Origin of the sequence: Variovorax sp. PBL-H6, from assembly GCF_901827155.1 — a bacterium.
In the GTDB taxonomy this organism is placed as follows: Bacteria; Pseudomonadota; Gammaproteobacteria; order Burkholderiales; family Burkholderiaceae_C; genus Variovorax.
Genome location: NZ_LR594659.1, coordinates 4,874,557 through 4,900,515 on the forward strand (window position 1 = coordinate 4,874,557; position 25,959 = coordinate 4,900,515).

The 25,959-nt window shown below is 66.5% G+C and carries 28 protein-coding genes and 3 tRNA genes; 16 read left to right on the forward strand and 15 right to left on the reverse strand.

The annotated features are described in order from the left end of the window. Window positions 1-15: 15 nt before the first annotated feature. The 8 genes from G3W89_RS23090 to G3W89_RS23125 all read left to right on the forward strand — a co-directional run bounded on the left by G3W89_RS23090 (window position 16) and on the right by G3W89_RS23125 (window position 5,422). A complete protein-coding gene (locus G3W89_RS23090) occupies window positions 16-318 on the forward strand; it encodes an urease subunit gamma (protein ID WP_068681614.1) in 303 nt (100 codons plus the stop codon). Between the two features lie 24 nt (window positions 319-342). After that, window positions 343-945 (forward strand): HupE/UreJ family protein, encoded by a 603-nt coding sequence (locus G3W89_RS23095; RefSeq protein WP_162576348.1) that lies wholly within the window; start codon window positions 343-345, stop codon window positions 943-945. After that, window positions 945-1,250 (forward strand): urease subunit beta, encoded by a 306-nt coding sequence (locus G3W89_RS23100; RefSeq protein WP_162577616.1) that lies wholly within the window; start codon window positions 945-947, stop codon window positions 1,248-1,250. Before G3W89_RS23095 ends, G3W89_RS23100 begins: the two co-directional genes overlap by 1 nt. 2 nt (window positions 1,251-1,252) lie before the next feature. Continuing rightward, a complete protein-coding gene (gene ureC / locus G3W89_RS23105) occupies window positions 1,253-2,971 on the forward strand; it encodes an urease subunit alpha (RefSeq protein WP_162576349.1) in 1,719 nt (572 codons plus the stop codon). Window positions 2,972-3,031: 60 nt separating this feature from the next. Next, complete coding sequence (gene ureE / locus G3W89_RS23110) at window positions 3,032-3,625, forward strand: urease accessory protein UreE (RefSeq protein WP_162576350.1); 594 nt, start codon at window positions 3,032-3,034, stop codon at window positions 3,623-3,625. Further along, window positions 3,625-4,314: an urease accessory protein UreF gene (locus tag G3W89_RS23115; protein ID WP_162576351.1), complete on the forward strand. Its 690-nt coding sequence runs from the start codon at window positions 3,625-3,627 to the stop codon at window positions 4,312-4,314. The genes ureE and G3W89_RS23115 overlap by 1 nt, the downstream gene beginning before the upstream one ends. A 13-nt stretch (window positions 4,315-4,327) precedes the next feature. Beyond that, window positions 4,328-4,978: an urease accessory protein UreG gene (gene ureG / locus G3W89_RS23120; RefSeq protein WP_162576352.1), complete on the forward strand. Its 651-nt coding sequence runs from the start codon at window positions 4,328-4,330 to the stop codon at window positions 4,976-4,978. 171 nt (window positions 4,979-5,149) lie between these two features. Continuing rightward, a complete protein-coding gene (locus G3W89_RS23125; RefSeq protein WP_162576353.1) occupies window positions 5,150-5,422 on the forward strand; it encodes a hypothetical protein in 273 nt (90 codons plus the stop codon). On the opposite strand, the gene ilvB is transcribed toward G3W89_RS23125, so the two are convergent. After that, window positions 5,423-7,186: a biosynthetic-type acetolactate synthase large subunit gene (gene ilvB, locus G3W89_RS23130; RefSeq protein ID WP_162576354.1), complete on the reverse strand. Its 1,764-nt coding sequence runs from the start codon at window positions 7,184-7,186 to the stop codon at window positions 5,423-5,425. 121 nt (window positions 7,187-7,307) lie between these two features. Here ilvB and G3W89_RS23135 point away from each other — a divergent pair, with 121 nt between their 5' ends. Continuing rightward, the gene (locus G3W89_RS23135) at window positions 7,308-7,745 is read left to right on the forward strand and encodes an Lrp/AsnC family transcriptional regulator (protein WP_162576355.1); all 438 of its coding nucleotides are present in this window, start codon (window positions 7,308-7,310) and stop codon (window positions 7,743-7,745) included. 69 nt (window positions 7,746-7,814) lie between these two features. Here the strand turns inward: G3W89_RS23135 and G3W89_RS23140 are convergent, their stop codons facing one another. The 9 genes from G3W89_RS23140 to G3W89_RS23180 form a co-directional block, all read right to left on the reverse strand. Beyond that, window positions 7,815-8,036 (reverse strand): hypothetical protein, encoded by a 222-nt coding sequence (locus tag G3W89_RS23140; protein WP_162572184.1) that lies wholly within the window; start codon window positions 8,034-8,036, stop codon window positions 7,815-7,817. 429 nt (window positions 8,037-8,465) lie between these two features. Continuing rightward, complete coding sequence (locus G3W89_RS23145; protein WP_162576356.1) at window positions 8,466-9,611, reverse strand: DSD1 family PLP-dependent enzyme; 1,146 nt, start codon at window positions 9,609-9,611, stop codon at window positions 8,466-8,468. Between the two features lie 73 nt (window positions 9,612-9,684). Further along, a tRNA-Ser gene (locus G3W89_RS23150) sits at window positions 9,685-9,772 on the reverse strand. A 14-nt stretch (window positions 9,773-9,786) separates the two neighbouring features. Then, window positions 9,787-10,485, reverse strand: coding sequence for a TetR/AcrR family transcriptional regulator (locus G3W89_RS23155; protein ID WP_162576357.1), 699 nt, complete (start codon window positions 10,483-10,485; stop codon window positions 9,787-9,789). A 16-nt stretch (window positions 10,486-10,501) separates the two neighbouring features. Beyond that, a complete protein-coding gene (gene hemW / locus G3W89_RS23160) occupies window positions 10,502-11,683 on the reverse strand; it encodes a radical SAM family heme chaperone HemW (RefSeq protein WP_162577617.1) in 1,182 nt (393 codons plus the stop codon). Between the two features lie 80 nt (window positions 11,684-11,763). Beyond that, window positions 11,764-12,363: an RdgB/HAM1 family non-canonical purine NTP pyrophosphatase gene (rdgB, locus tag G3W89_RS23165; RefSeq protein WP_162576358.1), complete on the reverse strand. Its 600-nt coding sequence runs from the start codon at window positions 12,361-12,363 to the stop codon at window positions 11,764-11,766. A gap of 30 nt (window positions 12,364-12,393) precedes the next feature. Continuing rightward, a complete protein-coding gene (rph, locus tag G3W89_RS23170) occupies window positions 12,394-13,122 on the reverse strand; it encodes a ribonuclease PH (RefSeq protein ID WP_162576359.1) in 729 nt (242 codons plus the stop codon). A gap of 25 nt (window positions 13,123-13,147) precedes the next feature. Next, on the reverse strand, window positions 13,148-14,062 hold the full coding sequence (locus G3W89_RS23175) for a PP2C family protein-serine/threonine phosphatase (protein ID WP_162576360.1): 915 nt from the start codon (window positions 14,060-14,062) through the stop codon (window positions 13,148-13,150). Window positions 14,063-14,099: 37 nt separating this feature from the next. Continuing rightward, window positions 14,100-15,107 carry a serine/threonine protein kinase gene (locus G3W89_RS23180; RefSeq protein WP_068681569.1) on the reverse strand — a complete coding sequence of 336 codons (1,008 nt, stop codon included), beginning with the start codon at window positions 15,105-15,107 and terminating at the stop codon, window positions 14,100-14,102. 92 nt (window positions 15,108-15,199) lie between these two features. On the opposite strand from G3W89_RS23180, the gene G3W89_RS23185 reads away from it, so the two are divergent. From G3W89_RS23185 to G3W89_RS23200, 4 genes are all read left to right on the forward strand, one after another. After that, window positions 15,200-16,114, forward strand: a complete 915-nt coding sequence (locus G3W89_RS23185) for a YicC/YloC family endoribonuclease (protein WP_162576361.1) — start codon at window positions 15,200-15,202, stop codon at window positions 16,112-16,114. A gap of 14 nt (window positions 16,115-16,128) precedes the next feature. Next, window positions 16,129-16,749 (forward strand): guanylate kinase, encoded by a 621-nt coding sequence (gene gmk / locus G3W89_RS23190; RefSeq protein WP_162576362.1) that lies wholly within the window; start codon window positions 16,129-16,131, stop codon window positions 16,747-16,749. Window positions 16,750-16,786: 37 nt separating this feature from the next. Then, a complete protein-coding gene (rpoZ, locus tag G3W89_RS23195; RefSeq protein WP_028249368.1) occupies window positions 16,787-16,990 on the forward strand; it encodes a DNA-directed RNA polymerase subunit omega in 204 nt (67 codons plus the stop codon). Between the two features lie 93 nt (window positions 16,991-17,083). Further along, window positions 17,084-19,339 (forward strand): RelA/SpoT family protein, encoded by a 2,256-nt coding sequence (locus tag G3W89_RS23200; protein WP_162576363.1) that lies wholly within the window; start codon window positions 17,084-17,086, stop codon window positions 19,337-19,339. Window positions 19,340-19,342: 3 nt separating this feature from the next. Here the strand turns inward: G3W89_RS23200 and greB are convergent, their stop codons facing one another. From greB to hrcA, 4 genes are all read right to left on the reverse strand, one after another. Next, on the reverse strand, window positions 19,343-19,918 hold the full coding sequence (gene greB, locus G3W89_RS23205) for a transcription elongation factor GreB (protein WP_162576364.1): 576 nt from the start codon (window positions 19,916-19,918) through the stop codon (window positions 19,343-19,345). 57 nt (window positions 19,919-19,975) lie between these two features. Continuing rightward, window positions 19,976-20,052 (reverse strand) — tRNA-Arg (locus G3W89_RS23210). A 56-nt stretch (window positions 20,053-20,108) separates the two neighbouring features. After that, window positions 20,109-20,185: transfer RNA gene (locus G3W89_RS23215), tRNA-Ile, on the reverse strand. Window positions 20,186-20,221: 36 nt separating this feature from the next. After that, complete coding sequence (gene hrcA, locus G3W89_RS23220) at window positions 20,222-21,226, reverse strand: heat-inducible transcriptional repressor HrcA (RefSeq protein WP_162576365.1); 1,005 nt, start codon at window positions 21,224-21,226, stop codon at window positions 20,222-20,224. A gap of 28 nt (window positions 21,227-21,254) precedes the next feature. Between hrcA and G3W89_RS23225 the strand changes: the two genes are divergently transcribed. The 3 genes from G3W89_RS23225 to rapZ all read left to right on the forward strand — a co-directional run bounded on the left by G3W89_RS23225 (window position 21,255) and on the right by rapZ (window position 24,917). After that, on the forward strand, window positions 21,255-22,151 hold the full coding sequence (locus G3W89_RS23225; protein WP_162576366.1) for an NAD kinase: 897 nt from the start codon (window positions 21,255-21,257) through the stop codon (window positions 22,149-22,151). Window positions 22,152-22,293: 142 nt separating this feature from the next. Beyond that, the gene (recN, locus tag G3W89_RS23230) at window positions 22,294-23,982 is read left to right on the forward strand and encodes a DNA repair protein RecN (RefSeq protein WP_162576367.1); all 1,689 of its coding nucleotides are present in this window, start codon (window positions 22,294-22,296) and stop codon (window positions 23,980-23,982) included. Beyond that, on the forward strand, window positions 23,979-24,917 hold the full coding sequence (gene rapZ / locus G3W89_RS23235; RefSeq protein WP_162576368.1) for an RNase adapter RapZ: 939 nt from the start codon (window positions 23,979-23,981) through the stop codon (window positions 24,915-24,917). Before recN ends, rapZ begins: the two co-directional genes overlap by 4 nt. Here the strand turns inward: rapZ and mutY are convergent. Further along, window positions 24,914-25,951, reverse strand: a complete 1,038-nt coding sequence (gene mutY, locus G3W89_RS23240; protein ID WP_232076851.1) for an A/G-specific adenine glycosylase — start codon at window positions 25,949-25,951, stop codon at window positions 24,914-24,916. The two genes, rapZ and mutY, sit on opposite strands and share 4 nt — an antisense overlap. Window positions 25,952-25,959 lie beyond the last annotated feature (8 nt).

Here is a 25,959-nt window from a genome sequence, read left to right on the forward strand (position 1 = left end):
GATCCACTCCCGCCCATGGAACTGACACCGCGCGAAAAAGACAAGCTCCTGATCTTCACCGCTGCACTGCTGGCAGAGCGGCGCCGCGCACGCGGGCTCAAGCTCAACTATCCCGAAGCCGTGGCACTGATCTCGGCCGCCGTGATGGAAGGCGCGCGCGACGGCAAGACCGTTGCCGCGCTGATGAGCGAGGGCCGCAGCATCCTGTCGCGCGCCGACGTGATGGAAGGTGTGGCCGAGATGATCCCGGACATCCAGGTCGAGGCCACGTTCCCCGACGGCACCAAGCTCGTCACGGTCCACCAACCCATCGTCTGACCGACACCTCATCAAGAGCACACCATGACCCTGCGCCTTCTTCGCCAAGCGCCCCTGCTTCTGATCGCCGGGTTGCCGCTGGCCGCGGCCGCCCACACCGGCGCCGACGCCGGCCTGCATCACGGCCTGGCCACCGGCTTCCTGCACCCGCTGACCGGTGCGGATCACCTGGCGGTGATGGTGGCGGTGGGACTGTGGAGCGCCCTCGCCGCGCGCCGCGCCTGGCCCGACCTGCTGTGGGCGCCACTGGGCTTTGGGCTGATGCTGCTGGCAGGCGCGATGCTGGGGCTGGCGGGCCCCACGCTCCCGGCCGTGGAGCCGATGATCGCGGCCTCGCTGCTGGTGCTGGGGCTGCTGGTCTTCACGCAGCGCCGGCTGCCGGCCCCGGCCGCGGCGGCGCTGGTCGGCGTGTTCGCGCTGTTCCACGGCGTCGCACACGGGCAGGAACTGGCCGGGGAAGCGGGCGCCGCGTTGACGCTGGCCGGCATGCTCGCTGCAACGGCGCTGCTTCACGCCGCTGGAATTGCGGTGGGCTGGGCGCTGCGCCGCGGGCACCGCTGGATGCCGCGGGTCGCAGGCGCCGCGGTCACGATCTTCGGTATCGCATTGCTCGGCGGCATCGCATGATCATTCCCGGCGAACTCATCACCGACGAGGGCGAACATGTGCTCAACCCAGGCCGCCGCACGCTGACGCTGGTCGTGCTCAACGCCGCCGACCGGCCGATCCAGGTCGGCTCCCACTACCACTTCGCCGAGACCAACGGCGCGCTCGACTTCGACCGCGAGGCTGCGCGCGGCATGCGGCTGAACATTGCCTCTGGCACGGCGGTGCGCTTCGAGCCCGGCCAGCAACGCACGATCGAACTGGTGGACTTCGCCGGCGACCGGGTGGTCCATGGGTTCCGCGGACTGGTTCAAGGGAAGCTCTGAGCATGGCAACGATCGGGCGGCGTGCCTACGCCGAAATCTTCGGGCCCACCGTGGGTGACCGCGTGCGGCTGGCCGACACCGACCTGGTGATCGAGGTCGAGGACGACTACACCCTGCGCGCCGGCGGCTACGGCGAGGAGGTCAAGTTCGGCGGCGGCAAGACGATTCGCGACGGCATGGCCCAATCGCAACGCACGCGCGCCGAGGGCGTGGTCGACACGGTCATGACCAACGCGCTGATCCTCGACCACTGGGGCATCGTCAAGGCCGACATCGGCTTGAAGGGCGGGCGCATCGTCGCCATCGGCAAGGCCGGCAATCCGGACGTGCAACCGGGCGTGGACATCGTCATCGGCCCGGGCACGGAAGTCATCAGCTGCGAAGGCAACATCGTGACCGCCGGCGGCATCGACAGCCACATCCATTTCATCTGCCCGCAGCAGATCGAGGAGGCACTGGCCTCGGGCATCACCACCATGCTGGGCGGCGGCACCGGCCCGGCGACCGGCACCTTCGCGACCACGGCGACACCGGGCCCCTGGCACATCGAGCGCATGTTGCAGGCGGCCGACGCCTTTCCGATGAACCTCGGCTTTCTCGGCAAAGGCAACGCCAGCCTGCCCGCCGCGCTGCACGAGCAGATCGACGCCGGCGTGATCGGCCTCAAGCTGCACGAGGACTGGGGCACCACGCCATCGGCGATCAGCAACTGCCTGGACGTGGCCGATGCCACCGACACGCAGGTGGCGATCCACAGCGACACGCTGAACGAGTCGGGCTTCGTCGAGAACACGATCGCGGCTGTCAAGGGCCGCGGCATCTGCGCATTCCATACCGAGGGCGCGGGCGGCGGGCATGCGCCCGACATCCTGCGCGTGGTGGGCGAGCCGAACTTCCTGCCCTCTTCCACCAACCCGACGATGCCGTACACCGTGAATACGCTCGACGAGCACGTCGACATGCTGATGGTGTGCCACCACCTCGACGCCGGCATTCCCGAGGACCTCGCCTTTGCAGAGAGCCGCATCCGCAAGGAGACCATCGCGGCCGAGGACATCCTGCACGACCTGGGCGCCATCAGCATGTTCAGCTCCGACAGCCAGGCCATGGGGCGGGTGGGCGAGGTGATCATCCGCTGCTGGCAGACGGCGCACAAGATGAAGGCCCAGCGCGGCAAGTCGCCCGACGACGGCAGCCGCAACGACAACGGACGCGCCAGGCGCTACGTGGCCAAGTACACGATCAACCCCGCCATTGCGCACGGCATCTCGCACGAGGTGGGCAGCATCGAGGTCGGCAAGTGGGCCGACCTGGTGGTGTGGAAGCCGGCCTTCTTCGGCATCAAGCCCTTCACCATCCTGAAGGGCGGCAGCATCGCGATGGCCGCGATGGGCGACCCCAACGCCTCGATCCCGACGCCGCAGCCGGTGCACTACCGGCCGATGTTCGGTGCCTTCGGCGGCGCGCTGGCCAGGAGCTCGCTGACCTTCGTCTCGCAAGCCGGACTGGCGGCGGGCATCGGCGAGCGCTATGGCCTTGCCAAGACGCTCAGCGCGGTGAAGAACGTTCGCGGCGTGCGCAAGCAGGACATGGTGCACAACGGCTACACGCCGAAGATGGAGATCGATGCGCAGACCTATGCGGTGCGGGCCGACGGGCAGTTGCTCACCTGCGATCCGGCGGTGGTGTTGCCGATGGCGCAGCGGTATTTTCTGTTCTAGGCGACTCGCCAGTGTCGCTCTCCGCTAACGCGCGCAGTACCGTATTCTTTACCAGTTGACATGCTCACAGCCAATAAACTCATGCCCCAGGGCGGCGGCCTCGCGTCCGTGCTCCTGAAACGCGCCGCCACCGTCGAACTCGACTGGGACGTGCGCCAGAAAAGCCGCTTCGACGCGACCGACTCGCAGGGCCGCCAGCTCGGCGTGTTCCTGCCGCGAGGGACGTTGGTGCGCGGCGGCGACGTGCTCGTGGGGGAAGACGGCTCGTTGATCAAGGTGACCGCGGCAAGGCAGCCGGTGCTGGTCATCACGCACTGCAGCGAGCACGGCAAGCCCTTCGACCTCATGCGCGCGGCCTATCACCTGGGCAACCGGCACGTGCCCATCGAGCTCAAGCCCGACCACCTGAAGATCGAGCCCGATCACGTGCTGGCGGCCATGCTGCGCTCGATGCACCTGATCGTGCGCGAGGCCGAGGAGGCCTTCGAGCCCGAAGGCGGCGCCTATGGGGCGCAGGGCCACTCGCACGGTGCCGCGCCGGTCGGGCCGGTGCTGCATCCGGATGCCTACGCCGCGGCGCCCGCGGACGATCACGGCCACGATCACCACGGCAACTCGCACGATCACGCGCATGGCCGCGGCCATTCGAATTGATGGCTGACGCGCCGGGCTCCCTGCCCGCGGCCAGCCTGCTGCAGCTGATCTGGCTGGCCTCGCCGGCGCTGCCGGTGGGCGGCTTCTCCTATTCGGAAGGCCTGGAGGCGGCCATCGAATGGGCCGGCATCGGGAACGAGGAATCAGCGGCCGGCTGGCTGGTCGACCAGCTGCACCTGAGCCTGGCGCGCGGCGACCTGGCCGTCGTCGCCCAGGCCATCGGTGCCTGGCGCAACGGCGAGCTCGCACGCATCCGCGATCTCAACGACTGGGTGTTCCAGACCCGCGAATCGGCCGAGTTCCGGCTGCAGACCGAACAGATGGGGCGTTCGTTCGTCGAATGGCTCAAGCTGCGGCACGCCGATGCCGCCGATGTCTTCGAGACTCTGCCCGCGAGCTATCCGATCGCCTTCGCCTTTGCGGCCAGCCGCACCGAGGCGCCAACGCGCGACGCCTGCCTCACCTTCGCCTTCGGCTGGGCCGAAAACATGGCGGCTGCTGCCGTCAGGGCCGTGCCGCTGGGCCAGAGCGCGGGCCAGCGCATCCTCGGCCGCCTGGCCGCCGACATTCCCGGTGCAGTGGACCGGGCCCTCGCGCTGGCGGATGATGAGCGCCAGGCCTTCTCTCCCATGCTCGCCGTTCTGTCGGCGCGCCACGAAACGCAGTACTCGCGCCTTTTTCGAAGCTGATCCCAACCCCGCCATGAGCTCCGCCCTGCACCACATCCCCCATCGCACCAAGAGACTGCCGCCCCTTCGCGTGGGCATCGGTGGCCCGGTCGGCTCCGGCAAGACCACCCTGCTGGAAATGCTCTGCAAGGCGATGCGCGACAAGTACGACCTGATCGCCATCACCAACGACATCTACACCAAGGAAGACCAGCGCCTGCTCACAGTGGCGGGCGCGCTGCCTGCGGAGCGCATCATGGGCGTGGAGACCGGCGGCTGTCCGCACACCGCGATCCGCGAGGACGCCTCGATCAACCTCGAGGCCATCGACCGCATGCTGGCCGAGTTTCCCGATGCGGACGTGGTCTTCGTCGAGAGCGGCGGCGACAACCTGGCGGCCACCTTCAGCCCCGAGCTCAGCGACCTCACCATCTACGTGATCGACGTTGCAGCCGGCGAGAAAATCCCACGCAAGGGCGGTCCAGGCATCACCAAGAGCGACCTGTTCGTGATCAACAAGACCGATCTTGCGCCCTATGTGGGGGCCGACCTCGGCGTGATGGAAGCCGACACCAGGCGCATGCGCAAGCAGCGGCCCTTCGTGATGACCAACCTCAAGACCAAGGACGGGCTGGACGCGGTGGTCTCCTTCATCGAGGACCGAGGGATGCTGGCCGAGCACTGACAAGGGCGACCGCTTCGCAACTCGGTCGATGGACCGGTGCCCGCCGCTTCGGCGATCCAAAAGCGCGGCGAATGTGAAATACGTCACAGCTTGTTGGCCATATAGACCATCTGGCGTATTTTTTGCGTCGACCGAAAAACAGATACTGCCAGAACGAATACCAAAGTTCCTATGGCCTCTGAAGCAATCTTCCTTCCTGCAGCCGGCAGCGTCCAGTTCGCCATCTACCCCGACGGGTACGACGGCGCCCGCATCATTGCAAAGATCGACGAAGAGGCGCTGCACGCCCGCTTCCAGGCGGCGGACGGCGAACTGGAACTGGTACGAACTTACGACCGGAACGCTGATTCCATCGACGCGCTGGCAACGGCCCGTTATCGCGAAAACCCCCGGGTAGAGATCTGCCTGCGGAGCACGGATTTCCAGGCACGCGTGGCGAGCTGATCAGGTCGGCGCCTCTTCGTACCACGTGCCTTTGGCCAGCATCACGCGGTGGTGGCCCTGCCCCGCGGGAATCATCGGGAAACAGTTCTCTTGCGCCGCCACCTGCACGTCGAGGAAGAACGGGCCGGGGTAGTTCAGGCATTCCGCGAGGGCGTCGTGCAGTTCGGCCGGATCGGCCACACGCCGCGCGCCCCAGCCGAAGGCCCGAGCCAGCGCAACGAAGTCGGGCAGTGCCTCGTTCCAGCTGTGGCTCAGGCGGTTGCCGTGGTTGAGCTCCTGCCACTGGCGCACCATCCCCATGTAGCCGTTGTTGCAGAGCACCAGCTTGACGGGGGCGCGGTGCTGTACGGCGGTGGAGAGCTCCTGGATGTTCATCAGCACCGAGGCGTCGCCGCTCACGCAGACGGTGAGCGCCTCGGGGTGCGCGATCTGCGCGCCGATGGCGGCGGGCAAGCCGTAGCCCATGGTCCCGGCGCCTCCCGAGGTCAGCCACCGCCGCGGGCCCTCGAAGCGCAGGTACTGCGCGGCCCACATCTGATGCTGGCCGACATCGGTGGAGACGATGGCATCGCGGCCGGCGAGCGCCTCTTGCAGCGAGACCATCAACTGCTGCGGCAGGATCACATCGCAACGCGGCGCGAAATCCAGGCAGCGCCGCGAGCGCCAGCCCTCGATGCGCTTCCACCAGGGCGCAAGGCGCTCGGGGGCCAGCTCGCCGAGAGCGGGTGTGGCGAGCAGCGCGTCCAGCACCGTGCCGCAGTCTCCGACCATCGGCACGTCGACCTTGACGACCTTGTCGATACTCGCCGGATCGATGTCGATGTGGATCTTGCGCGCCTGCGGGCAAAACTCGGCCACCTTACCGGTCACGCGATCGTCGAAGCGCGCGCCGACGCAGAGCACCAGGTCGGCTTCATGCATGGCCAGGTTGGCCTGCAGGGTGCCGTGCATCCCCAGCATGCCGAGGAAGCGTGGGTCGGAGGCCGGAAACGCGCCCAAGCCCATCAGTGTCAGTGTGCAGGGCGCGTCGAGCCGGCGCACCAGCGTGGCGAAAGCCTTGCAGGCGTCCGGCCCGGCGTTGACCAGGCCTCCACCGCCGTAAAGCACGGGCCGGCGCGCGGTGGACAGCAGATCGGCGGCGCGCGCCAGGCTGGTTCGCGGCAGCCGGGCGTCGGCGCCGCTGCGGTACCGACGCACCGCTGCATCCTCGTCGGCCTCGCGGCCGAGCAGCGCCTGCTGCACATCCTTGGGCACGTCGAGCAGCACCGGCCCGGGCCGGCCACCCGCCGCGACTTCCAGCGCGAAGCGAATGCGGGACGGGATCTCCTCCGCCGAGCGCACTTGGTGGTTCCATTTGGTCACCGGCCGCGACATGCCGAGGGCGTCGCTTTCCTGGAAGGCATCCGTGCCGATCACCGCGGTCGCGACCTGACCGCTGATGCACAGGATCGGCACTGAATCGCTGATCGCGTCGAGCAGGCCCGTCATCGTATTGCCCACGCCGGGACCGGAGGTGACGAGCACCACTCCGACCTTGCCGGTGCTGCGCGCATAGCCCTCCGCCGCGTGCACGGCGGCCTGCTCGTGCCGCACCAGCACATGGCGCAGCCGCGGCTCGTCGAAGAGCGCGTCGTAGAGGGGCAGCGCCGCGCCGCCGGGGTAGCCAAAGACCGTGTCGACACCGCACTCGACCAGCGTCTGAAGCACTGCCTGGGCGCCGTTGCGCAGCGAGAGAAGCGCCGGCATGGGAACAAGAGATTGCATGCGTCGATTTTTCCGCCTTGGGGGCAGAATGTGCTTCGTTTGTTTGATGGATTTGGCGGTCTTCTTGAATATCAATCGAAAAAAGACAGGTAACAGCGAAGAACTTTTTGACAAAATCGACATGGCGATCCTTCGCGTGCTGCTGCACGACTCGCGCAAGACATTGCAGGAGATCGGGGCCGAGGTCGGCTTGGGGGCCACCGCTTGCTGGAGCCGCATCAAGAAGCTGGAGGCCAGCGGCGTGATCAAGCGCTACACGGTCGATGTGGACGCGGCCAAGCTGGGCTACCAGGACTCCGTGATCGTGCAGCTCACGCTGGAAAGCCACAGCGACGAGACGCTGTACGAATTCGGCCGCGTGCTGGCAAGCATCCCGGAGGTCCAGGAGGCGTACCTGGTCTCAGGCGACTACGACTACTACATCCGCATTGCGGTTCGCGACACGCGAGATTACGAGCGCCTGCTGCGCGAGCGGCTCTACAAGATACCGGGCATCCGCCACAGCCAGTCGCACTTCGTGCTGCGGGTGCTCAAGGAAGCCAGTGCGCCCCTGATCTGAGAGGCGGCACACGATAGCGCCGAACCGCATTCGTGGAATGCGGCCGGTGCGCCATGAGAGATGTCGGGATCAGCTGGCCTGGAGCGGCGCTTCTGGCGACTTCGGGCTTGGCACGGGCTCCGGCTGCTGTGGCAGTTGTTGCTGGTGCTGCGGCACGCCGACAGCGGCCAAGCCGCGGCTTGCAATGCCCTTGACCAGGTGCCGCGGAAGATGATGCGCCTTGGCGAGCAAGGCCAAGGCCTCGCTGCGCGCCGGCTCGCAGGCCGGCAGCAACTTCTGCAATGAGCTCATCGTGGTCGTCCTTGCGCCGGAGAAACGGAAACCCTGGCTCTGCGTCGTGGCGCCGCAGACCTTTCATCGCGTAAAGGAGAGGCGGTCCCGGCACGGCCGCGGCGCAATTATGTGCGCGCCGCTCGTCGGAATGCCAGCCAATAGGCCTGCCGGCGGCAGTCTCTTTGGGCGCTGCCGCGGCACGGACTGGCCCCCCTCACGAGAAAGCCCTGGCTGTTGCCAACCAGGGCAAGAAGGTCGGTGGTCGACCTCGGAGAAAGATGGTGGTTTGGGTTCTCGAACCTGCCCCAAGGTTCCCGAGCGGCGATGACCGGCCGAGCTTGGCGGCCCGCCGCCAACGGCAGCACGGCTGTAGTCGCCGCCTGGCTTGGCCAGCGCAAGCATCGACACATCGACGGGCCGGAGGTGCGCTTCGGTTGAGCCGCGTTTTCACCAGCCATGAAGGCGCTCCCAGGTTTGCACCATGCCATCCGCGGCCAGCGCCTCGTAGGCGGGAAACTGCGCGCCGGTGGCGCAGGCATGGTTGGGCAGTATCCGCAGCCGGCTTCCGGTCGGGAAGCGCGCCACGATGTCCTTGTCTGCAGAGCCCTCTCGCGACAGGATGCCGTGCTCCTGGTTGGCCGCCGACAGCAGGTAGCCCTCTATCGGCACTCCGTCCATCGTGCACACCTGGCCATAGCCGTAGTCACGCTGCTGCCTGGCCGTGCCCCGGTCGCGGCTCATGGCCATCCAGCCTGCATCGACGATGGCCCAGCCCTTGTCTGCCTGGTGCCCAATCACAGTGGTGAGCACGGTCAGGGCGATATCTTCGGTGCTGCAGACGCCGACGTTGCGCATCACGAGGTCGAAGAACACATAAACCCCGGCGCGCAGCTCGGTGACTCCCTCCAGCGACGCCGCTTCCAGCGCAGTGGGCGTGGAGCCCACCGACACGATGGGGCACGGCAGGCCTCCTGCGCGAAGGCGTTGTGCGGCATGCACGCAGCCGGCGCGTTCCTGCTCGGCAAGCGCGGCAAGGGCCTGAGGCGTGTGCAGTTCGTAGCTGGAGCCCGCATGCGTCAGCACGCCCGCCAGGCGCATGCCGCCCTCGTGCAACTCGCGGCCGACATCGAGCAGGACGTCCTCGGCCGGCTTGATGCCGGAGCGGTGGCCGTCGGTGTCGATTTCGATGAGCACCTCGAAAGCGTGCCCGTGTTGGCGGCCGTATTCGGCGATGGCCCGTGCGCCCTCGACGCTGTCCGTCAGGATCTGCAGCGCACAGCCGCGCTGGCGCAGGTCCAGCGCATGCGGGAGCCGGTGGGGCGCCATGCCGACGGCATAGAGGATGTCGGTCACACCGTGGCCAAAGAATTGATCGGCCTCTTTCAGCGTCGACACCGTGATGCCTGCCGCGCCGGCATCAAGCTGGGCGGCGACCACATTGGCGCATTTGGTGGTCTTCACATGCGGGCGAAAGCGCACGCCCAGCGCGTTCGCCCGCTGCTGCATGCGGGCGATGTTCTGTTGCATGCGCTGCAGCGACACAATGGCCGAGGGAGTGTCGATGTTGCCGAGGTTCTTGAGGTTGTTCTGCATGTTGCACGGCAGCGGAAGCCCAGGTGCTGCTGCGACACCGACCTTGGCTGATCGACGGCAGGCTGCCCGAATCTGGCGGAGAGTGTGAGATTCGAACTCACGGACGGTTGCCCGTCGGCAGTTTTCAAGACTGCTGGTTTAAACCACTCACCCAACTCTCCGCAAGTCGGCGATTTTAGCTGCTGGCTTCACTCGGCCCGTCGCGCTCGACAGCGGCGGGCGCGGGCAGCCAGCCGCGCAACACCAGATCCACCACGCCTTCGGCCCACGCGCGGCGCTCCTCGGCGCCGGCCAGCGGCTTGGAGATGAAGAAGCGCACCCCGCCGAAGGCCAGCGTCGAGAGCTGCACCGCGGCCAGTTGGGGATCTGGCACATGCAGCTTGCCACCACGGTTCGCCTCGGCCAGGTACTCGACCACCGGGGCAAGCACATAGCTGTTCTCGGCGTAGAGCGATTTCGCGAGCTCCGGAAAGCGCACGGCCTCGGCGATCACGAGGCGCAGCAGAGCCAGGGTCTGGGGCTCGGTGGCGCCCAGGTACATGCGCTCCACGAGGTCGAGCAGCACCTGTCTTTCATCAGCGTCGGAGCGCACGAGCGTGGCCTGCATCGTCTCGCGGGCGCTGCTCACCGCACGGTGGACGACCTCGCGGAACAAAGCCTCCTTGTTCTCGAACTGGCGGTAGATGGTGATCTTGGCCACTCCGGCATCGCGCGCGACGGCCTCGATGCTCGTGGCGGCGTAGCCGTGCTCGAGGAAGGATTTCAGCGCAGCGCCAAGAAAGGCTTCCCGCAGTGCGGCGGCCTGCTCGGGGCTCGGCCGTCCGCGGGATCGACGCTTGATGACTTCTTCTTCCGGCAAGGTTCGGGTCGGCATGGCAGCGCTGGTGGTCTCAGCTCTCGGGAAGGAAGATGGCCTGCAGGTCGCTGAGGAAGTCCAGGCCGCGGGAGGTGGGCCAGACGCGGGCGAGGTCGCGTTCGATCAGGCCCTTGCGCTCGGCGTCCTCGAGCCCGCGCTGGATCGCGGTAACCGCCAGGCCGGTGCGCTCGCCGAACTGCGCCAGCGTGAAACCGTGCTTCAGGCGCAGCGCGTTGAGCATGAACTCGAAGGGTAACTCGCTGATGCCGACCTCGTCGCTCTGCGCGACCGCACGGTCGGCAAGCGCGTTATCCATGTAGAGGCGCGGCTCGCGAAAGCGGACCTGCCGCACGATGCGATGCGCAAAGCTCAGCTTGCTGTGCGCACCGGCGCCGATGCCGAGGTAGTCGCCGAACTGCCAATAGTTGAGGTTGTGCGCGCAGCGATGGCCGGCACGTGCGTAGGCGGAGATCTCGTAGCGTTCCAGCCCCCGCTGCGCGGTGCGCTCGCTGATGCGGTCGAGCATGTCGTAGGCCATGTCGTCCTCCGGCACCTTTGGCGGAAACTTGGCGAAGTAGGTGTTGGGTTCGATCGTGAGGTGGTAGACCGAAAGATGCGGCGGCGCGAGCGCGAGCGCCTGGGTCAGGTCGGCGTCGAGCTCATCGGGCGTCTGGCCCGGCAGCGCGTACATGAGGTCCAGGTTGAAGGTGTCGAAGGCGTCCGCCGCTTCCTCGATGGCCGCGATGGCCTGGGCGCGGTCGTGCACCCGGCCGAGCGCCTTCAGGTGCACATCGTTGAAGCTCTGCACGCCCACCGAGAGGCGGGTGACACCGGCGGCGCGGTAGCCGCGGAAGCGGTCGCGCTCGAAGGTGCCGGGATTGGCCTCCAGCGTGATCTCGCACTCGGGCACCAGCTTGAGCCGCGCCCGCAGGTCGCCGAGCAGGCGGTCGATGGTGGCCGGCGAGAACAGGCTGGGGGTGCCGCCGCCGATGAAGATGCTGTGCACGCTGCGGCCCCAGACCAACGGCAGGGCCGCGTCGAGGTCGGCGACCAATGCGTCCAGGTAGCGCTGCTCGGGCAGGGGCGCCTCGGCGCCATCGCCGCGCCACTCGTGCGAGTTGAAATCGCAGTAGGGGCATTTGCGCAGGCACCAGGGCAGGTGCACGTAGAGCGAGAGCGGCGGCAGCGCCGACAGTTGAAGGGGGCCGGGGCGCATCCAATGCAGCACGTCGTTTGCCCGCTCCGCGTCGCCGCTGCGCGGCTGCGCGCGCTCTTCGGAGATCAGGATGGGGAGGCTCACAGCCAGCGCTCCCGCATCAGGGCCAGCATCGCGCGCGCTGCCTGGCCGCGATGGCTGTGGGCGTTCTTCAGCTCGGGCGGCAGCTCGGCGAAGGTCTTGCCGACTTGCGGCAGCCACATCACAGGGTCGAAGCCGAACCCGTTCTCGCCGATCGGCTCGCGGGTGATCTGGCCCGCGGCACGTCCGACAGCGATCAGCGGCTCGGGATCCCGGGGGCTGCGCAGCGCCACGAGCGTGCTGACGAGCGCGGCGCGGCGATCGTCGATGCCCGCCATCTGCTCGAGCAGCGCGCGAACATTGTTCGCGTCGCCCTTCTCGTAGCCGAAGCGCGTGGCGTAGTAGGCGGTGGCCACGCCCGGCAGGCCGCCGAATGCCTCGACGCACAGGCCCGCATCGTCGGCGATTGCCGGCAGGCCGGTCGCCGCGGCGGCGTGCCGTGCCTTGGCCAGCGCGTTCTCGACGAAAGTGAAGAAGGGCTCCTCGGCCTCGCCGACGCCAAGCTCTGCCTGTCGCACGAGCTCGACGCCGAGCGGCGCAAACAGCTGCTGCAGCTCGGTGAGCTTGCCGGCGTTGTTGGAGGCCAGAACCAGTTTCATCGGCAATCCCCGGATCGCGCCTTCGCCCGATCAGCCGGCCAGCGCCCGCGCCTGCAACGCAGTCAGTTCGGCGATGCCCTTCTCGGCGAGCAGCAGCAATGCATTCATCTCGTCGCGCGAGAACGCTGCCCCTTCGGCCGTGCCCTGCACTTCCACGAAATGCCCCGCGCCGGTCATCACCACGTTCATGTCGGTGTCGCACGCAGCATCCTCGATGTACTCGAGGTCGAGCAGCGGAGTGCCTTGCACGATGCCGACGGACACGGCGGCGACGTGGCCCCGGATCGGCGAAGCCGCGAGGGTGCCGGCCGCCAGCAGCTTGTTGACTGCATCCTGCGCCGCCACGAAGGCGCCGGTGATGGCCGCCGTGCGCGTGCCGCCGTCGGCCTGGAGCACGTCGCAGTCGAGATGGATGGTGCGCTCGCCAAGGGCAGCGAGGTCGAAGACGGCGCGCATCGAGCGGCCGATGAGGCGCTGGATTTCCTGGGTGCGGCCACTCTGCTTGCCGCGCGCGGCCTCGCGATCGCTGCGGGTGTGGGTGGCTCGCGGCAGCATGCCGTACTCGGCCGTGACCCAGCCCTCGCCGCTGCCGCGCTTGTGCGGCGGCACCTTTTCCTCGACGGAGGCGGTGCAGAGCACGCGCGTCTGCCCGAACTCGATCAGCACCGAGCCCTCGGCGTGGATGGTGAAACCGCGGGTGATGCGCACCGGACGCAGCTGGTCAGCGGCACGGTCGCCGCTTCGTACGAAAACTGTCATGTCAACCCAGGAAAAAGAGAACGGATCAGGGCTTGCGCGCTGCGGAGGAGCGCTTGATGGCTTCGTTGATCTCGGCGATCGAGCGCTCGATGGCATCTTCGTCGAGATCGTCGAGCTCGCTGTCGGAGGGCATGCCCGCCTGGATGGTGGAGGCGAAGACGCCATCGCTGATGCTGTCGGTGGATACGCCCCGCGTCTGGCCTGTCGCATCCGGCGTCTCCCATTCGAGCGCGATCAGCGTGACGTTGTCGCTGTGGGTGCCGCCGTTGCGCAAGGCCATTTCGGCGAGATCGGGCGCAACGTCGGACACGGGCTTGCCGGACGACAGGCTGCGCACGATCAGGCTCTCGTCCAGCACGCCCCACAGCCCGTCGGAGCACAGCATGATGCGATCGCCACGCTGCAGCTGCAGCGGAGCGGAGATGTCGAACAGGGGCGTGGTGGGCGAGCCCAGGCAGGTCAGCAGCAGGTTGCGGTTGACGATTTCGGCGCCGGTGGCTCCGCCGGTGCGCGGCCGCTCGGCATGGGAGTGGTCGCGCGTGCGCGTCAGCAGCTCGCCGTCGCGAACCACGTAGAGACGGGAGTCTCCGCAGTGGATCCAGGTAGCGGTGGTGCCTTGCAGGACCGCCACCACCACGGTTGTGCGGGGCGTGTCGAGCATGCCCTTGTTGCCTGCGTAACGCATGATCTGCTGGTGCGCAGCCATCACCGAAGCCGTGAGAAAGGCCTTCACATCCTTCACCATCGGCCGCGCCTCTCGCTGGTACAGCGCCGCGATGGTCTGCAGCGCCATCTGGGCGGCCACCTCGCCTTCCGGATGCCCGCCCATGCCGTCGGCCAGCACGAACAGGCCCGATTCGCGCGTGTAGCAGTAGCCCATGCGGTCTTCGTTCTTGAGACGGCCGCCTTTGCGGCTGACCTGGAAGACGGAAAATTTCACAGCACCCGCCTCGGGAAGTTAGCAACGTGGGAGGTCATCATGCCGGACGCGTGGTCGGAGCCGCCGCTTTGGGCAGGCCCTTCTTTTCGAAGGAACGCATATTGTCGATCGACAGCCGCACCTTCTCGCTGACCGTGAGCTTGGTATAGCGGCGCTCGCCTTCACGGCTGAGCTCCTTCTGCAGCGCAAAAACCGATTGCGGTCGCGACAGCGGGTCAAGCGACATGCACCACTCGACCACCTCGATCAGGTTGTCCGAATAGATGCCGCGCAGGCGCGAGAGCGACAGGCCGAGGCGGTCTTTCTCGATGCGCTGCGGCGCGTCGTTGGGCGGATAGCCCTGCATGCAGGCATAGATGCAGGCGCCGATGGCGTAGATGTCGGTCCAGGGGCCCATCGAGGAATCGCGGCGGTACATTTCGGGCGCCGCAAAGCCGGGGGTGTACATCGGGCGGATGAAGTTGCCTTCCTTGGAGAGCACTTCGCGCGCGGCGCCGAAGTCGATCATCACGGCGCGGTCATCATCGGTCACGAAGATATTGGCTGGCTTGATGTCCAGATGGAGCATCTTGTGCTGGTGCACGATTCGCAAGCCGCGCAGGATCTCGTCGAACAGGGAGCGGATGGTGGATTCGCGAAAGACCTTCTGCTTCTTGAGGTCGCGCGCCGTCACGATGAAGTCCTGCAGGGTGGCGCCCTCCAGATAGTTCATGACCATGTAGACGGTCTCGTTCTCTCGGAAGAAATTGAGCACGCTGACCACCGAGGCATGCGAGATCTGCGCGAGCGAACGCCCTTCCTCGAAAAAGCTCTTGAGCCCCAAACGGTAAAGCGATAGTTTCTCAGGCGGCACTTGCGGCGCGAGTTCGCCGGTGCCGCGGGTGGCGAGCGAAGACGGGAGGTATTCCTTGATCGCCACCTGCTGGCCGCTGTGGTCGACAGCGAGGTAGACCACGCCGAACCCACCTGCCGAGATGCGCCGCACGACGCGATATCCGCCGATGACCGTGTCTGGCAACAAGGGCGAAGGTTTGACCTTTGACATAATCCGGGAGTTTCGCCCGAAGGCGGGAGTGCGGCAAGCGAAGGTGGTGCCGTCGTCTCGGGGCGTGCACACCAATTCAAGAGCGAGGCACGATGCCAGTTTACAGCATGACCGGCTATGCCAGCGGCCAGACCGCCGCGGGCAGCGGTCACCCGGACGCCGAGCCGCGCCCCCCCGGCGCGGGCCGGCTCGGAATCGAGATCCGCTCGGTCAACAGCCGTTTTCTCGACCTCACGTTCAAGCTGCCCGAAGAGCTGCGCCAGCACGAGCCGATGCTGCGCGAGCTGCTGACCGGCCAGCTCAAGCGCGGCAAGGTCGAGGTCCGCGCGGCAATCGAGAGCGGCGCCGCAGCGGGGATCGGCGAGCCTTCGACCAAGCTGCTGCAGCGGCTCAATGGGCTGCAGGACAGCATCCAAGCCTGGCTGCCCGCCGCGCGCGAGCTCAGCGTGGCCGACGTGTTGCGCCTGGCGGCCGGCGAAACGGCCGCCCGCAGCGACTGGGGCCCGGAGCTTTCGGGGCTGGCGACGAAGACGCTCAAGGACCTGATGACCGCACGCGAGCGCGAGGGCGCACGGCTCGCCAAGATGCTGCAGGACCATCTGGCCCAACTGCGCGTCCTGGTGGCGCAGGCGCTGCCGCTGGTTCCCCAGCTCGTCCAGCAGCAACGCAACCGCTTCCTCGAACGTTGGCAGGAAGCCCTGGGCGCGAGCGGCGGAACTCCACCGGAGGCCGCACAGGACCGTGCGCTCGCGGAAGCCACGGCCTTCGCCATCCGCATCGACGTCGCTGAAGAACTCACGCGCTTGGGTTCACACCTGGATGAAATCGAGCGGCTGGTGAAGAAGGGCGGCGAGATTGGCAAGCGCCTCGACTTTCTGATTCAGGAGCTGCATCGCGAAGCCAACACTCTCGGATCCAAGTCGGCCACGCTGGAGCTCACCCGCATCGGGGTGGACATGAAAGTGCTGGTCGAACAGATGCGCGAGCAAGTTCAAAACATCGAGTAACAGGGAACGCGCGAATGGACTACCCCGGCAACATCTTCGTGGTCGCGGCGCCCAGCGGCGCCGGCAAGTCGAGCCTGGTCAAGGCCTTGATGGAGCTGGACTCCGCCGTACAGCCCTCCGTCTCGCACACCACACGGGCACCGCGTGGCCAGGAGAAGCATGGCCGCGAATACTTCTTTGTCCCGCTTTCGGAATTCGATGCAATGGTCGCGGCCGAAGCATTCGTCGAGTGGGCCCATGTACACGGACAGCGCTATGGCACCTCGAAGAAGGCGATCGAGGATCGCATCGCCCAAGGTGCCGACGTGATCCTGGAGATCGACTTCCAGGGTGCGATTCAGATCCGCAAGACCTTTGCGAACGCGGTAATGATCTTCATCCTGCCACCGAGCTGGGAAGAGCTGCGGTCCCGTCTCGAGCGGCGCGGCGAAGACAGCGCCGAAGTGATCGAGCTGCGTTTGCGGAATGCCGCCGAGGAGATGGCGCGTGCCAACGAATTCGACTTCGTTATAATCAATGAGTTATTTGAGCGCGCACTTTTCGACCTGAAGGCGATCGTCCACGCTCAGCGGCTCCGGTATTCCGCACAGCGCCGCGCGCGTGCCGACACCTTCGCTGCCCTGAACATTCCATGATCCCGACCAGGCCTCGCCTGTAAGCCGAAAGACCCAAATGGCCCGCATCACCGTCGAAGACTGCCTGCAACACATCCCGAACCGCTTCCAGCTCGTGCTGGCCGCCACCTACCGTGCGCGCATGCTGAGCCAAGGTCATGCGCCGAAGATCGAGAGCAAGAACAAGCCTGGCGTCACGGCCCTGCGAGAAATCGCCGAAGGCAAGATCGGGCTCGAAATGCTCAAGAAGGTCCCCGGTTGAGCTGACGCACACCTGCAACAAAGAAGCACCGCAACGCGGTGCTTTTTTATTGCACAAAGACATCTAACCAGTCGCCAAGCTAAAGTGACAAGCATGAGCGCGGTTGTCAAGCCCCAGTCAGGTGCCCCCAAAGGCACGCCCAGGCCGAGTCCGGCGGCGCTGAATGCAGCTGCCGCCAGCTTCGCCGCGCTCACCGATCGGCTCGATTACCTGAGCGCCGAAGACGTCGAGCAGGTGCGCCGCGCCTACCGCTTTGCCGACGAGGCGCATCTGGGCCAGCTGCGCAACAGCGGCGAACCGTACATCACTCATCCGATCGCCGTGGCCGCGCAGTGTGCGGAATGGAAGCTCGATGCGCAGGCGCTCATGGCCGCCCTGCTCCACGATGCGATCGAGGATTGCGGCGTCACCAAGTCGGAGCTGATCGAGCGCTTCGGCGCGCCAGTGGCTGAATTGGTCGATGGCCTCACAAAGCTCGACAAGCTGCGCTTCAACACCCGCGAGGAGAACCAGGCCGAGTCCTTTCGCAAGATGCTGCTGGCGATGGCGCGTGACGTGCGCGTCATCCTGGTCAAGCTGGCCGACCGCACGCACAACATGCGGACGCTCGAAGATGCCCCGCGCGAGAAGTGGGCCCGGATCTCCAGCGAGACCCTCGACATTTACGCGCCGATTGCGCACCGGCTCGGGCTCAACCAGACCTACCGGGAACTGCAGGATCTGTCTTTTCGGCACCTGCGTCCCTGGCGCTACGCGATCCTCGCGAAGGCGGTTGCCAAGGCACGCGGACGGCGCCGTGACCTGATCCAGAAGGTACAGCAGGAACTGGAAACCGCCTTCGCGGCAGCCAGCATGAGCGTGCGGATCGCCGGCCGCGAAAAAACGCTCTATTCCATCTATCGCAAGATGGAAGAAAAGCACCTGAGCTTCGCCCAGGTGACCGATATCTACGGCTTTCGCCTCATCGTGCCGTCGGTGATCGCCTGCTATACCGGTCTGGGCATCCTGCACCAGATGTACAAGCCGCTGCCGGGCAAGTTCAAGGACCACATTGCCATTGCGAAGCTGAATGGCTACCAGTCGCTGCACACCACGCTGGTGGGGCCGGCGGGTGTGAGCGTCGAATTCCAGCTGCGTACCGAAGCCATGCACGTCGTGGCCGAGTCCGGCGTGGCCGCCCACTGGCTCTACAAGGCGTCCGAACCGAGCGCGGCGACCGGCGAGAGGCTGGGCACCAAATGGCTGCAATCGCTGCTCGACATTCAGGACGAAACACGCGACGCTGCCGAATTCTGGGACCACGTCAAGGTCGATCTCTTCCCTGATGCTGTCTACGTCTTCACGCCAAAGAGCCAGATCCTGGCGTTGCCGCGCGGTGCGACGGTGGTCGACTTCGCCTATGCCATCCACAGCAACATCGGCGACCACACTTCGGCCGCGCGCATCAACGGGGACCAGGTTCCGCTGCGCACCGAGCTCAAGAACGGCGACGTGGTGGAAGTCATCACCGCACCCGTTTCGACGCCCAATCCGGCGTGGCTTGGCTTCGTACGCACCGGCCGCGCACGCTCGAAAATCCGCCACTACCTGAAGACCCTCGCGCATGCCGAGTCGGAAGGATTGGGTGAAAAGCTGCTGGCGCAGGCCCTGCGCGCGGAGGGCCTCGGGAACCTGCCGGAGGATGACGACGAGCACCAGCAGATCTGGGAAAAGCTCTTGCGCTTCACCGGCAACCGCACCCGCTCGGAGTTGCTGACCGACATCGGCTTGGGCAAGCGCATCGCCACCATCGTCGCCAAGCGGCTGATGGGGCTGCTGGCAGAACGCGGCGAAAAGCCGGACGCACTGATGCTGAGCCGCGAGCGCTTCACCGCCCACGAGGCCGTCTCCCAGGGCGCCGTCACACTGGACGGCAGCGAGAACTCCTCCGTGCGCTTCGCGCTGTGCTGCCGGCCCATTCCCGATGATCCGATCGTAGGTTATCTCGGCCACGGCGAAGGCCTGGTGGTGCATACCGAAGCTTGCGGCGTCGGGCAGCGCCTGCGGCACAAGGACAGCGAACGCTTCTTCGCCGTCGAATGGGCGGACGAACCGGTGCGCACTTTCGAGACTGGCGTGGTCATCACCGTGCGCAACGACAAGGGTGTGCTGGCGCGGGTCGCCGCCACGTTGGCGGATGCCGAGGCCGACATCACGCATGTGGAGATGGCCGACGAGACGCCGCAGGACTCCACCGACCTGCGCTTCGTGATCGCGGTGCGCGACCGGACTCACCTCGAGGCCGTGCTGCGGGCTGCGCGACGTACTCCTTCCGTGCTCGCCGCCTCGCGGACCGTTCCGGCTTCCTGAGGCTCAGCCCACGGCGGACGATGGTGGCGGATAGCTGACCGACAGCACCTCGATCTCGTGCACGCCTCCCGGCGTTGCCAACTTGACTACATCGCCTTCACGCGCCTTCAGCAGAGCCCTGGCGATCGGGGAAATCCAGCTCACCTGTCCGTGCGCGCTCTCGGCTTCATCGATGCCAATGATGGTCAGCTGCCGCTCATCGCCTGTCTCGTCCGTGTAGCGAACAGTGGCACCGAAGAAGATCTGGTCGCGGCCATGGTGGACGGATGGATCCGTCACCTCGGCGACCTCGAGTCGCTTGGTCAGGAAGCGGATGCGCCGGTCGATCTCGCGCAAGCGCTTCTTTCCGTAGAGGTAGTCGCCATTCTCGGATCGGTCACCGTTCTTGGCCGCCCAGTGAACCGCCTCGACCACCTTCGGCCGCTCGACGTCCATCAATTCGAGCAACTCGTCGCGCAGACGCGCATAGCCTTGCGGCGTGATGTAGTTCTTGCCGCCGGCGGGGAGCGGCGGCACGCCGGCCGTGCCGTCATCGTCGTCGTCGTCCGCGTCGTTCTCTTTGGTGAATGCCTTGCTCATGGCCTGAAGCTCCAAAGGAAAAAAGCCTGCAACTCTCGTTGCAGGCTTTCTTGTTGGTGGTGCGGCTGGCAGGATTCGAACCCACGACCCCTTGGTTCGTAGCCAAGTACTCTATCCAACTGAGCTACAGCCGCACAGCTTGCGAGTATAGCATGCCCGCAGAGCTGTACCGGGGGACGACGCAGTGCGGTGGTAGGCCGTGATGGGCTTGAACCATCGACCAACGGATTATGAGTCCGCTGCTCTAACCAGCTGAGCTAACGGCCCACGCAGCCGGGATTCTAGTGGGCGGCTCGCCCTTGTCTATTTGCGGTGGCTCAGCGCATTGCTGACCAGCTTCGACGTGATGTCGACGATCTGGATCATGCGCTCGTAAGGCATGCGCGTCGGCCCGATGACGCCGAGTGTTCCCACCACCTCGCCATCGACCTCGTAGTTCGCGCTGACGATCGAGAGGTCGTCGAAAGGCACGACCTGGCTTTCCCCGCCGATGAAGATCCGAACGCCCTCGGCCTGGCTTGATACGTCCAGCAGGCGAAGCAGCTGCGCTTTCTGCTCGAAGAGCTCGAAAGCTCTGCGCAGATGGCTCATGTCGCTGGAGAAATCGGTGACTGAGAACAGGTTGCGCTCGCCCGCGATCACCACTTCGTCCTGCGCCTCCGTCATCACCTCCGAACTGACCTGCACCGCTGCCTGCATGAGGGCGGCAATCTCTCCGCGCAGTTGCTCCATTTCGGACTGCAGCCGGTCGCGCACCTGTTCGATGGACAGGCCGGCGAAATGCGCATTGATGTAGTTCGAGGCTTCGACCAGCTGCGATTGCGAATAGTCGACCTCGGGAAAGATCACACGGTTCTGCACGTCGCCGTCGGGTGCGACGATGATCACCAGCAATCGACGGTCTGACAGGCGCAGGAATTCGATCTGCCGGAATACCGAGGCGCGTCGCGGCGCCATGACCACGCCGACGAACTGCGACAGGTTCGAGAGCAAATGCGCCGCATTGGCGATCACCTTCTGCGGCTGGTCGGGCGGCAGGCTGGGAGCCGCGAACTGCTCGCGCTGTGCCGTCAGCATGGTGTCGACGAACAGGCGATAGCCCCGCGCCGTTGGAATGCGTCCTGCCGAAGTGTGAGGACTGGCAATGAGCCCAAGCCCCTCCAGGTCCGACATGACATTGCGAATGGTCGCAGGCGAGAGCTCGAGCCCCGAAGCTCGGGAGAGCGTACGGGAGCCCACCGGTTGCCCTTCGGCGATGTAACGCTCTACCAGCGTCTTGAGCAGCAACTTGGCGCGATCGTCCAGCATCGAAAGATTTTAGTGTTGTAATTTACCGATGACATCCAGCTTCCGGCGCGTCGCATTGATCGGCAAGTACCAGGCATCTGGCGCGCGGGCGCCAGCCGGCGCGCTGGACGAGATCATGGAGGGCATCGGGGCGTTCCTCGAATCTCAGGGCTGCGAGGTCTTCGTCGAGCAGGGGGAAGACGGCGAGCCGCAGCGGACTCGCTACGCCGCCCTGTCTGTCGAGGAGATCGGCCGGCAATGCGATCTTGGCCTGGTGGTGGGCGGCGATGGAACGATGCTCGGCATCGGGCGCCAACTGGCATGCTACGGCCTGCCGTTGATCGGCATCAATCGTGGGCGGCTGGGCTTCATTACCGACATTGCGCTGAACGACTACCAGACCACGCTGATCCCGATGCTGGCCGGCGACTACGAGGAAGACCACCGAAGCCTCATGCAGGCGAAGGTGGTGCGCAAAGGCGCCTCCGTATTCAATGCGCTTGCCATGAACGACGTGGTCGTCAACCGCGGCGCAACCTCGGGCATGGTCGAACTCCGGGTTTCGGTGGGGCATCACTTCGTCGCCAACCATCGCGCCGACGGCATGATCATCGCGTCGCCTACCGGCTCCACCGCCTACGCACTATCGGCCGGCGGCCCGCTTCTGCATCCGGCTGTGCCGGGCTGGGTGATGGTGCCGATCGCACCGCACTCGCTCTCCAACCGCCCGATCCTGCTGCCGGACGCGGACGAGGTCTCGATCGAACTGGTCGGCGGCCGGGACGCGAGCGCCAATTTCGACATGCAGTCGCTGGCAACCATGGCAATCGGCGACCAGATCGTGGTGCGGCGCTCCGACTACCGCGTACGTTTCCTGCACCCCCGGGGCTGGAGCTATTTCGACACCTTGCGCAAGAAACTGCACTGGAACGAAGGAGGTTCCTGATCCATGAGCCGCACGGCCGCCTCGACGGCGAAAAGCACTGTAGCCAAAGGCGAAGGCACTCCAGTGAGCCCGCATGCTCAATCTGTTCGCCACCGCTCCCGGGCGCATGTTGCGCCCTTCAGTATTTCGAGCGGGCACTGACATGGCACTGCGACGCATCGCCTTGCGCGATTTTGTGATTGTGCGCGCGCTCGAACTCGATCTGGCCACCGGCTTCACCGTGCTGACCGGCGAGACCGGCGCCGGCAAGTCGATCCTGATCGACGCGCTTCAATTGGCCCTCGGCAATCGTGCGGACGCCAGCGCGGTTCGCGAAGGCGCGGAGCGCCTCGACGTCAGCGCCGAGTTCGATAGCGAGCCTGCTCTCGCCGGTTGGCTGGACGAAGGCGGCTTCGAGGCCGGCGATGCGTTGCTGCTGCGCCGGACGGTTGATCTCCAAGGCCGAAGCCGCGGCTGGATCAACGGCAGCCCCGCGACGGCAACGCAACTGCGCGAACTCGGCGACCGGCTCCTCGACATCCACGGCCAGCACGCGTGGCAAAGCCTGACGCGCCCCGAGGCGGTGCGCCGGCTGCTCGACGCCTATGCCGGCGCCGAAGATGCAGTTGCGGCTCTCGCGCAGGCTTGGCAAGGGTGGCGTCACGCTGTCACAGCGCTGGACAAGGCGCGCTCGGCCCAGGATTCGCTGCAGCGCGAGCGCGAACGCCTCCAATGGCAAGTGGGCGAGGTCATGAAGCTCGCCCCGGGTGCCGATGAGTGGGAAGAGCTCGCGGCGAGCCACACCCGTATATCCAATGCGCAGGCGCTCATCGACGCCGCCGAAGGCGCCTGCGGCGCGCTGGAAGACGACGAGAGCGGTGCCCTGGCCGCGCTGAACCGGGCCGTCACGCTGCTGCAGAACTGCGAGCATATCGAGCCTGCCTTCAAGGAATTGGGCGAAGTGCTGGCTTCGAGCGTGGCTCAGGCTTCGGATGCCGCGCACTCCCTGCACGGCTATTTGCGCCAAGCCGACGCGGACCCGCAGCGGCTTGCCGAACTCGACGAGCGGATGGGCCTGTGGATGTCGCTCGCCCGCCGCTACAAGCGCACGCCGGCCGAGCTTCCTTCGCTGCTCGCGAGCTGGCAGGCCGACCTGCAGGCCTTGGATGCGCAAAGTGATCTGGAAGCGCTGGAGCGCGCCGAGAACGCGGCGCAACAGGCCTACACGAAGGCCGCCAGGGCCTTGAGCAAGGCCCGGAAGCAGGCGGCCCCGCGGCTGGCACAGGCCGTGACCCAGGCGATGCAGGGCCTCGGCATGCAGGGCGGGCGCTTCGAGGTCGCGCTGGAAACGCTGGCCGAGCCTGCCCGCCATGGGTTGGAGGACGTGGCCTTCCTGGTCGCGGGCCATCCGGGCAGCACGCCACGCGCAATCGGCAAGGTCGCCTCCGGCGGCGAGCTCTCGCGCATCGCGCTGGCGATCGCGGTCACGACAAGCCAGCTCGGCGCCGCGCAGACCCTGATCTTCGACGAGGTTGACGCCGGGGTCGGCGGCGCAGTGGCCGAGACCGTCGGCCGCCTCATGAAGCAGTTGGGCCGCGATCGCCAGGTACTTGCGGTCACCCATCTGCCGCAGGTGGCTGCCTGCGCAGATCACCACCTGCTGGTCGCCAAGCAGCAGACGAGCGCAAAAAGCCTGGGCGGCGTTCGAACCGAGAGCAGCGTGTCGACGCTCGACGACGACAACCGCACCCGCGAGATCGCCCGCATGCTGGGCGGCGAGCGCGTGTCCCAGACCTCGCTCGCGCATGCGCGAGAAATGCTGGGCAAGAAGACGCCGGAGGTTCCTGCATGAGCCACACGGCCGTTCCGAAAGCGGACAGCACCGCAGTCGAAAACGAAGGCACTCCAGCAAGCCTGGAGCTGGTGCTGATCACCGGGATGTCCGGCTCGGGCAAGTCGGTCGCCCTGCACGCACTCGAAGACGCAGGCTACTACTGCGTCGACAACCTGCCGCCCGAGCTCCTCATGCCCTTCATCGCCCTGCAGCGCGAGCAACAGGCAGGACGCGTGGCGATCGCGATGGATGTGCGCAGCGGCATTTCGCTGCCGCTGGTGCCGCAGCAGCTCGAGCGCCTGCGCAACGAGGGCGTGTCGCTGCGTTCGCTGTTTCTCGACTCGACCACCGACGCGCTGGTGCGACGCTATTCGGAAACGCGGCGCCGCCATCCCCTGTCGCGCAACGATGGCCGCACGGATGCGCCGGAGCAGCAGCGCGTCCTCGTGCAGGCCATCGAGCTCGAACGCGAGTTGCTGGCCGAGTTGCGCGACGGTGCGGACGTGATCGACACCAGCATCATCCGGCCGGCGCAGCTGCAGAGCTACATCAAGGCACTGATTGCCGCGCCCGAGAGCGCACTCACATTGGTTTTCGAGTCCTTCGCCTTCAAGCGCGGCGTGCCCCTCGATGCCGACTACGTGTTCGACGTGCGCATGCTTCCCAACCCGCACTACGTGCCCACGCTGCGGCCTTTGACCGGCCGGGACGTGCCCGTCATCGAGTGGCTGCGCGAGCACGATGACGTCGCGCGCATGCAAAGCGACATCGAGCAATTCCTTGATCGCTGGCTCGATGCGTTGGCGCGCGACCATCGCAGCTATGTGACGGTGGCGATCGGGTGCACCGGCGGGCAGCACCGCTCGGTTTTCCTGGTGGAACAGCTGGCCCGCGGCTTCAGCAGACGCTGGGCCGCCCTCAAGCGTCACCGCGAGCTGGACGCCTTGAGCTAGTCGCTGGCCGCGAGCAGCTTGCGCACTGGCGCCGGCAGACCGAGCACTGGCCATTCGCCGGCCTCGAACCAGCTTCCCGACGCAGTCGGCGGGCGCTCCGCCGCATACGCGACAGACACCGGATGCAGGTGCAGGTCCTTGTGCGTGAGCACGTGCAGGAAGGCCGGGTCGTCCTGCGCGGCACCATGCGCATCGGGCGCAAGCTCGTCCAGCAGCAAGGCACGGCTCTCGTAAACCGGCAGGCAGTAGAGGCCGGCCCAGATCCCGCGCGGCGGACGCTTTTCCAGCCATATGCGCCCCTTCCGGTCGAATGCCTTCAGCATCCAAAGCGATTGCGCGCTGCGCCGCAGCTTGCGCGTCTTGACCGGAAAGCGCTCCGGCGCGCCCGCTCGCCGTCCCAGGCACAGCTCGCTGGCCGGGCAGATCATGCAGCTGGGCTTGCGCGGCAGGCAGACGGTCGCGCCCAGGTCCATCAGCCCCTGCGTGTATCCGGCCATGGCATCCCGCTGAGCGGGCGGCGGCAGCAGGTCCGTCGCCAGCGCCCAGAGCGCTTTCTCCTGTGCGGCCGACGCCAGGTCGCCTTCAAAGCCCAGCACTCGCGTCAGCACACGCTTGACGTTGCCGTCGAGGATCGCGACGCGCTCGCCGAAGCAGAAAGCGGCGATGGCGGCGGCGGTGGAACGGCCGATACCGGGCAGCGTCTGCAGCTCGGCCGCCGTTCGCGGGAAGACGCCGCCGAAGCGCGACACCACGTCCTGGGCGCACCGATGCATGTTGCGCGCTCGGCTGTAGTAGCCCAGGCCGCTCCACAGGCCGAGCACCTCGTCTTCGCTGCCCGCAGCCAAGGCCTGAACCGACGGAAAGCGGTCGAGAAAGCGGGCGAAGTAACCCAGCACGGTCGAGACCTGGGTCTGCTGGAGCATGACTTCCGAAAGCCACACGCGGAACGGGTCCTGGGTGTTCTGCCACGGCAGCTCGCTGCGCCCGTGGCTGCGCTGCCATGCCACCACCCGCGTGGCGAAGTCCTCAGGCAGCCCAGGGG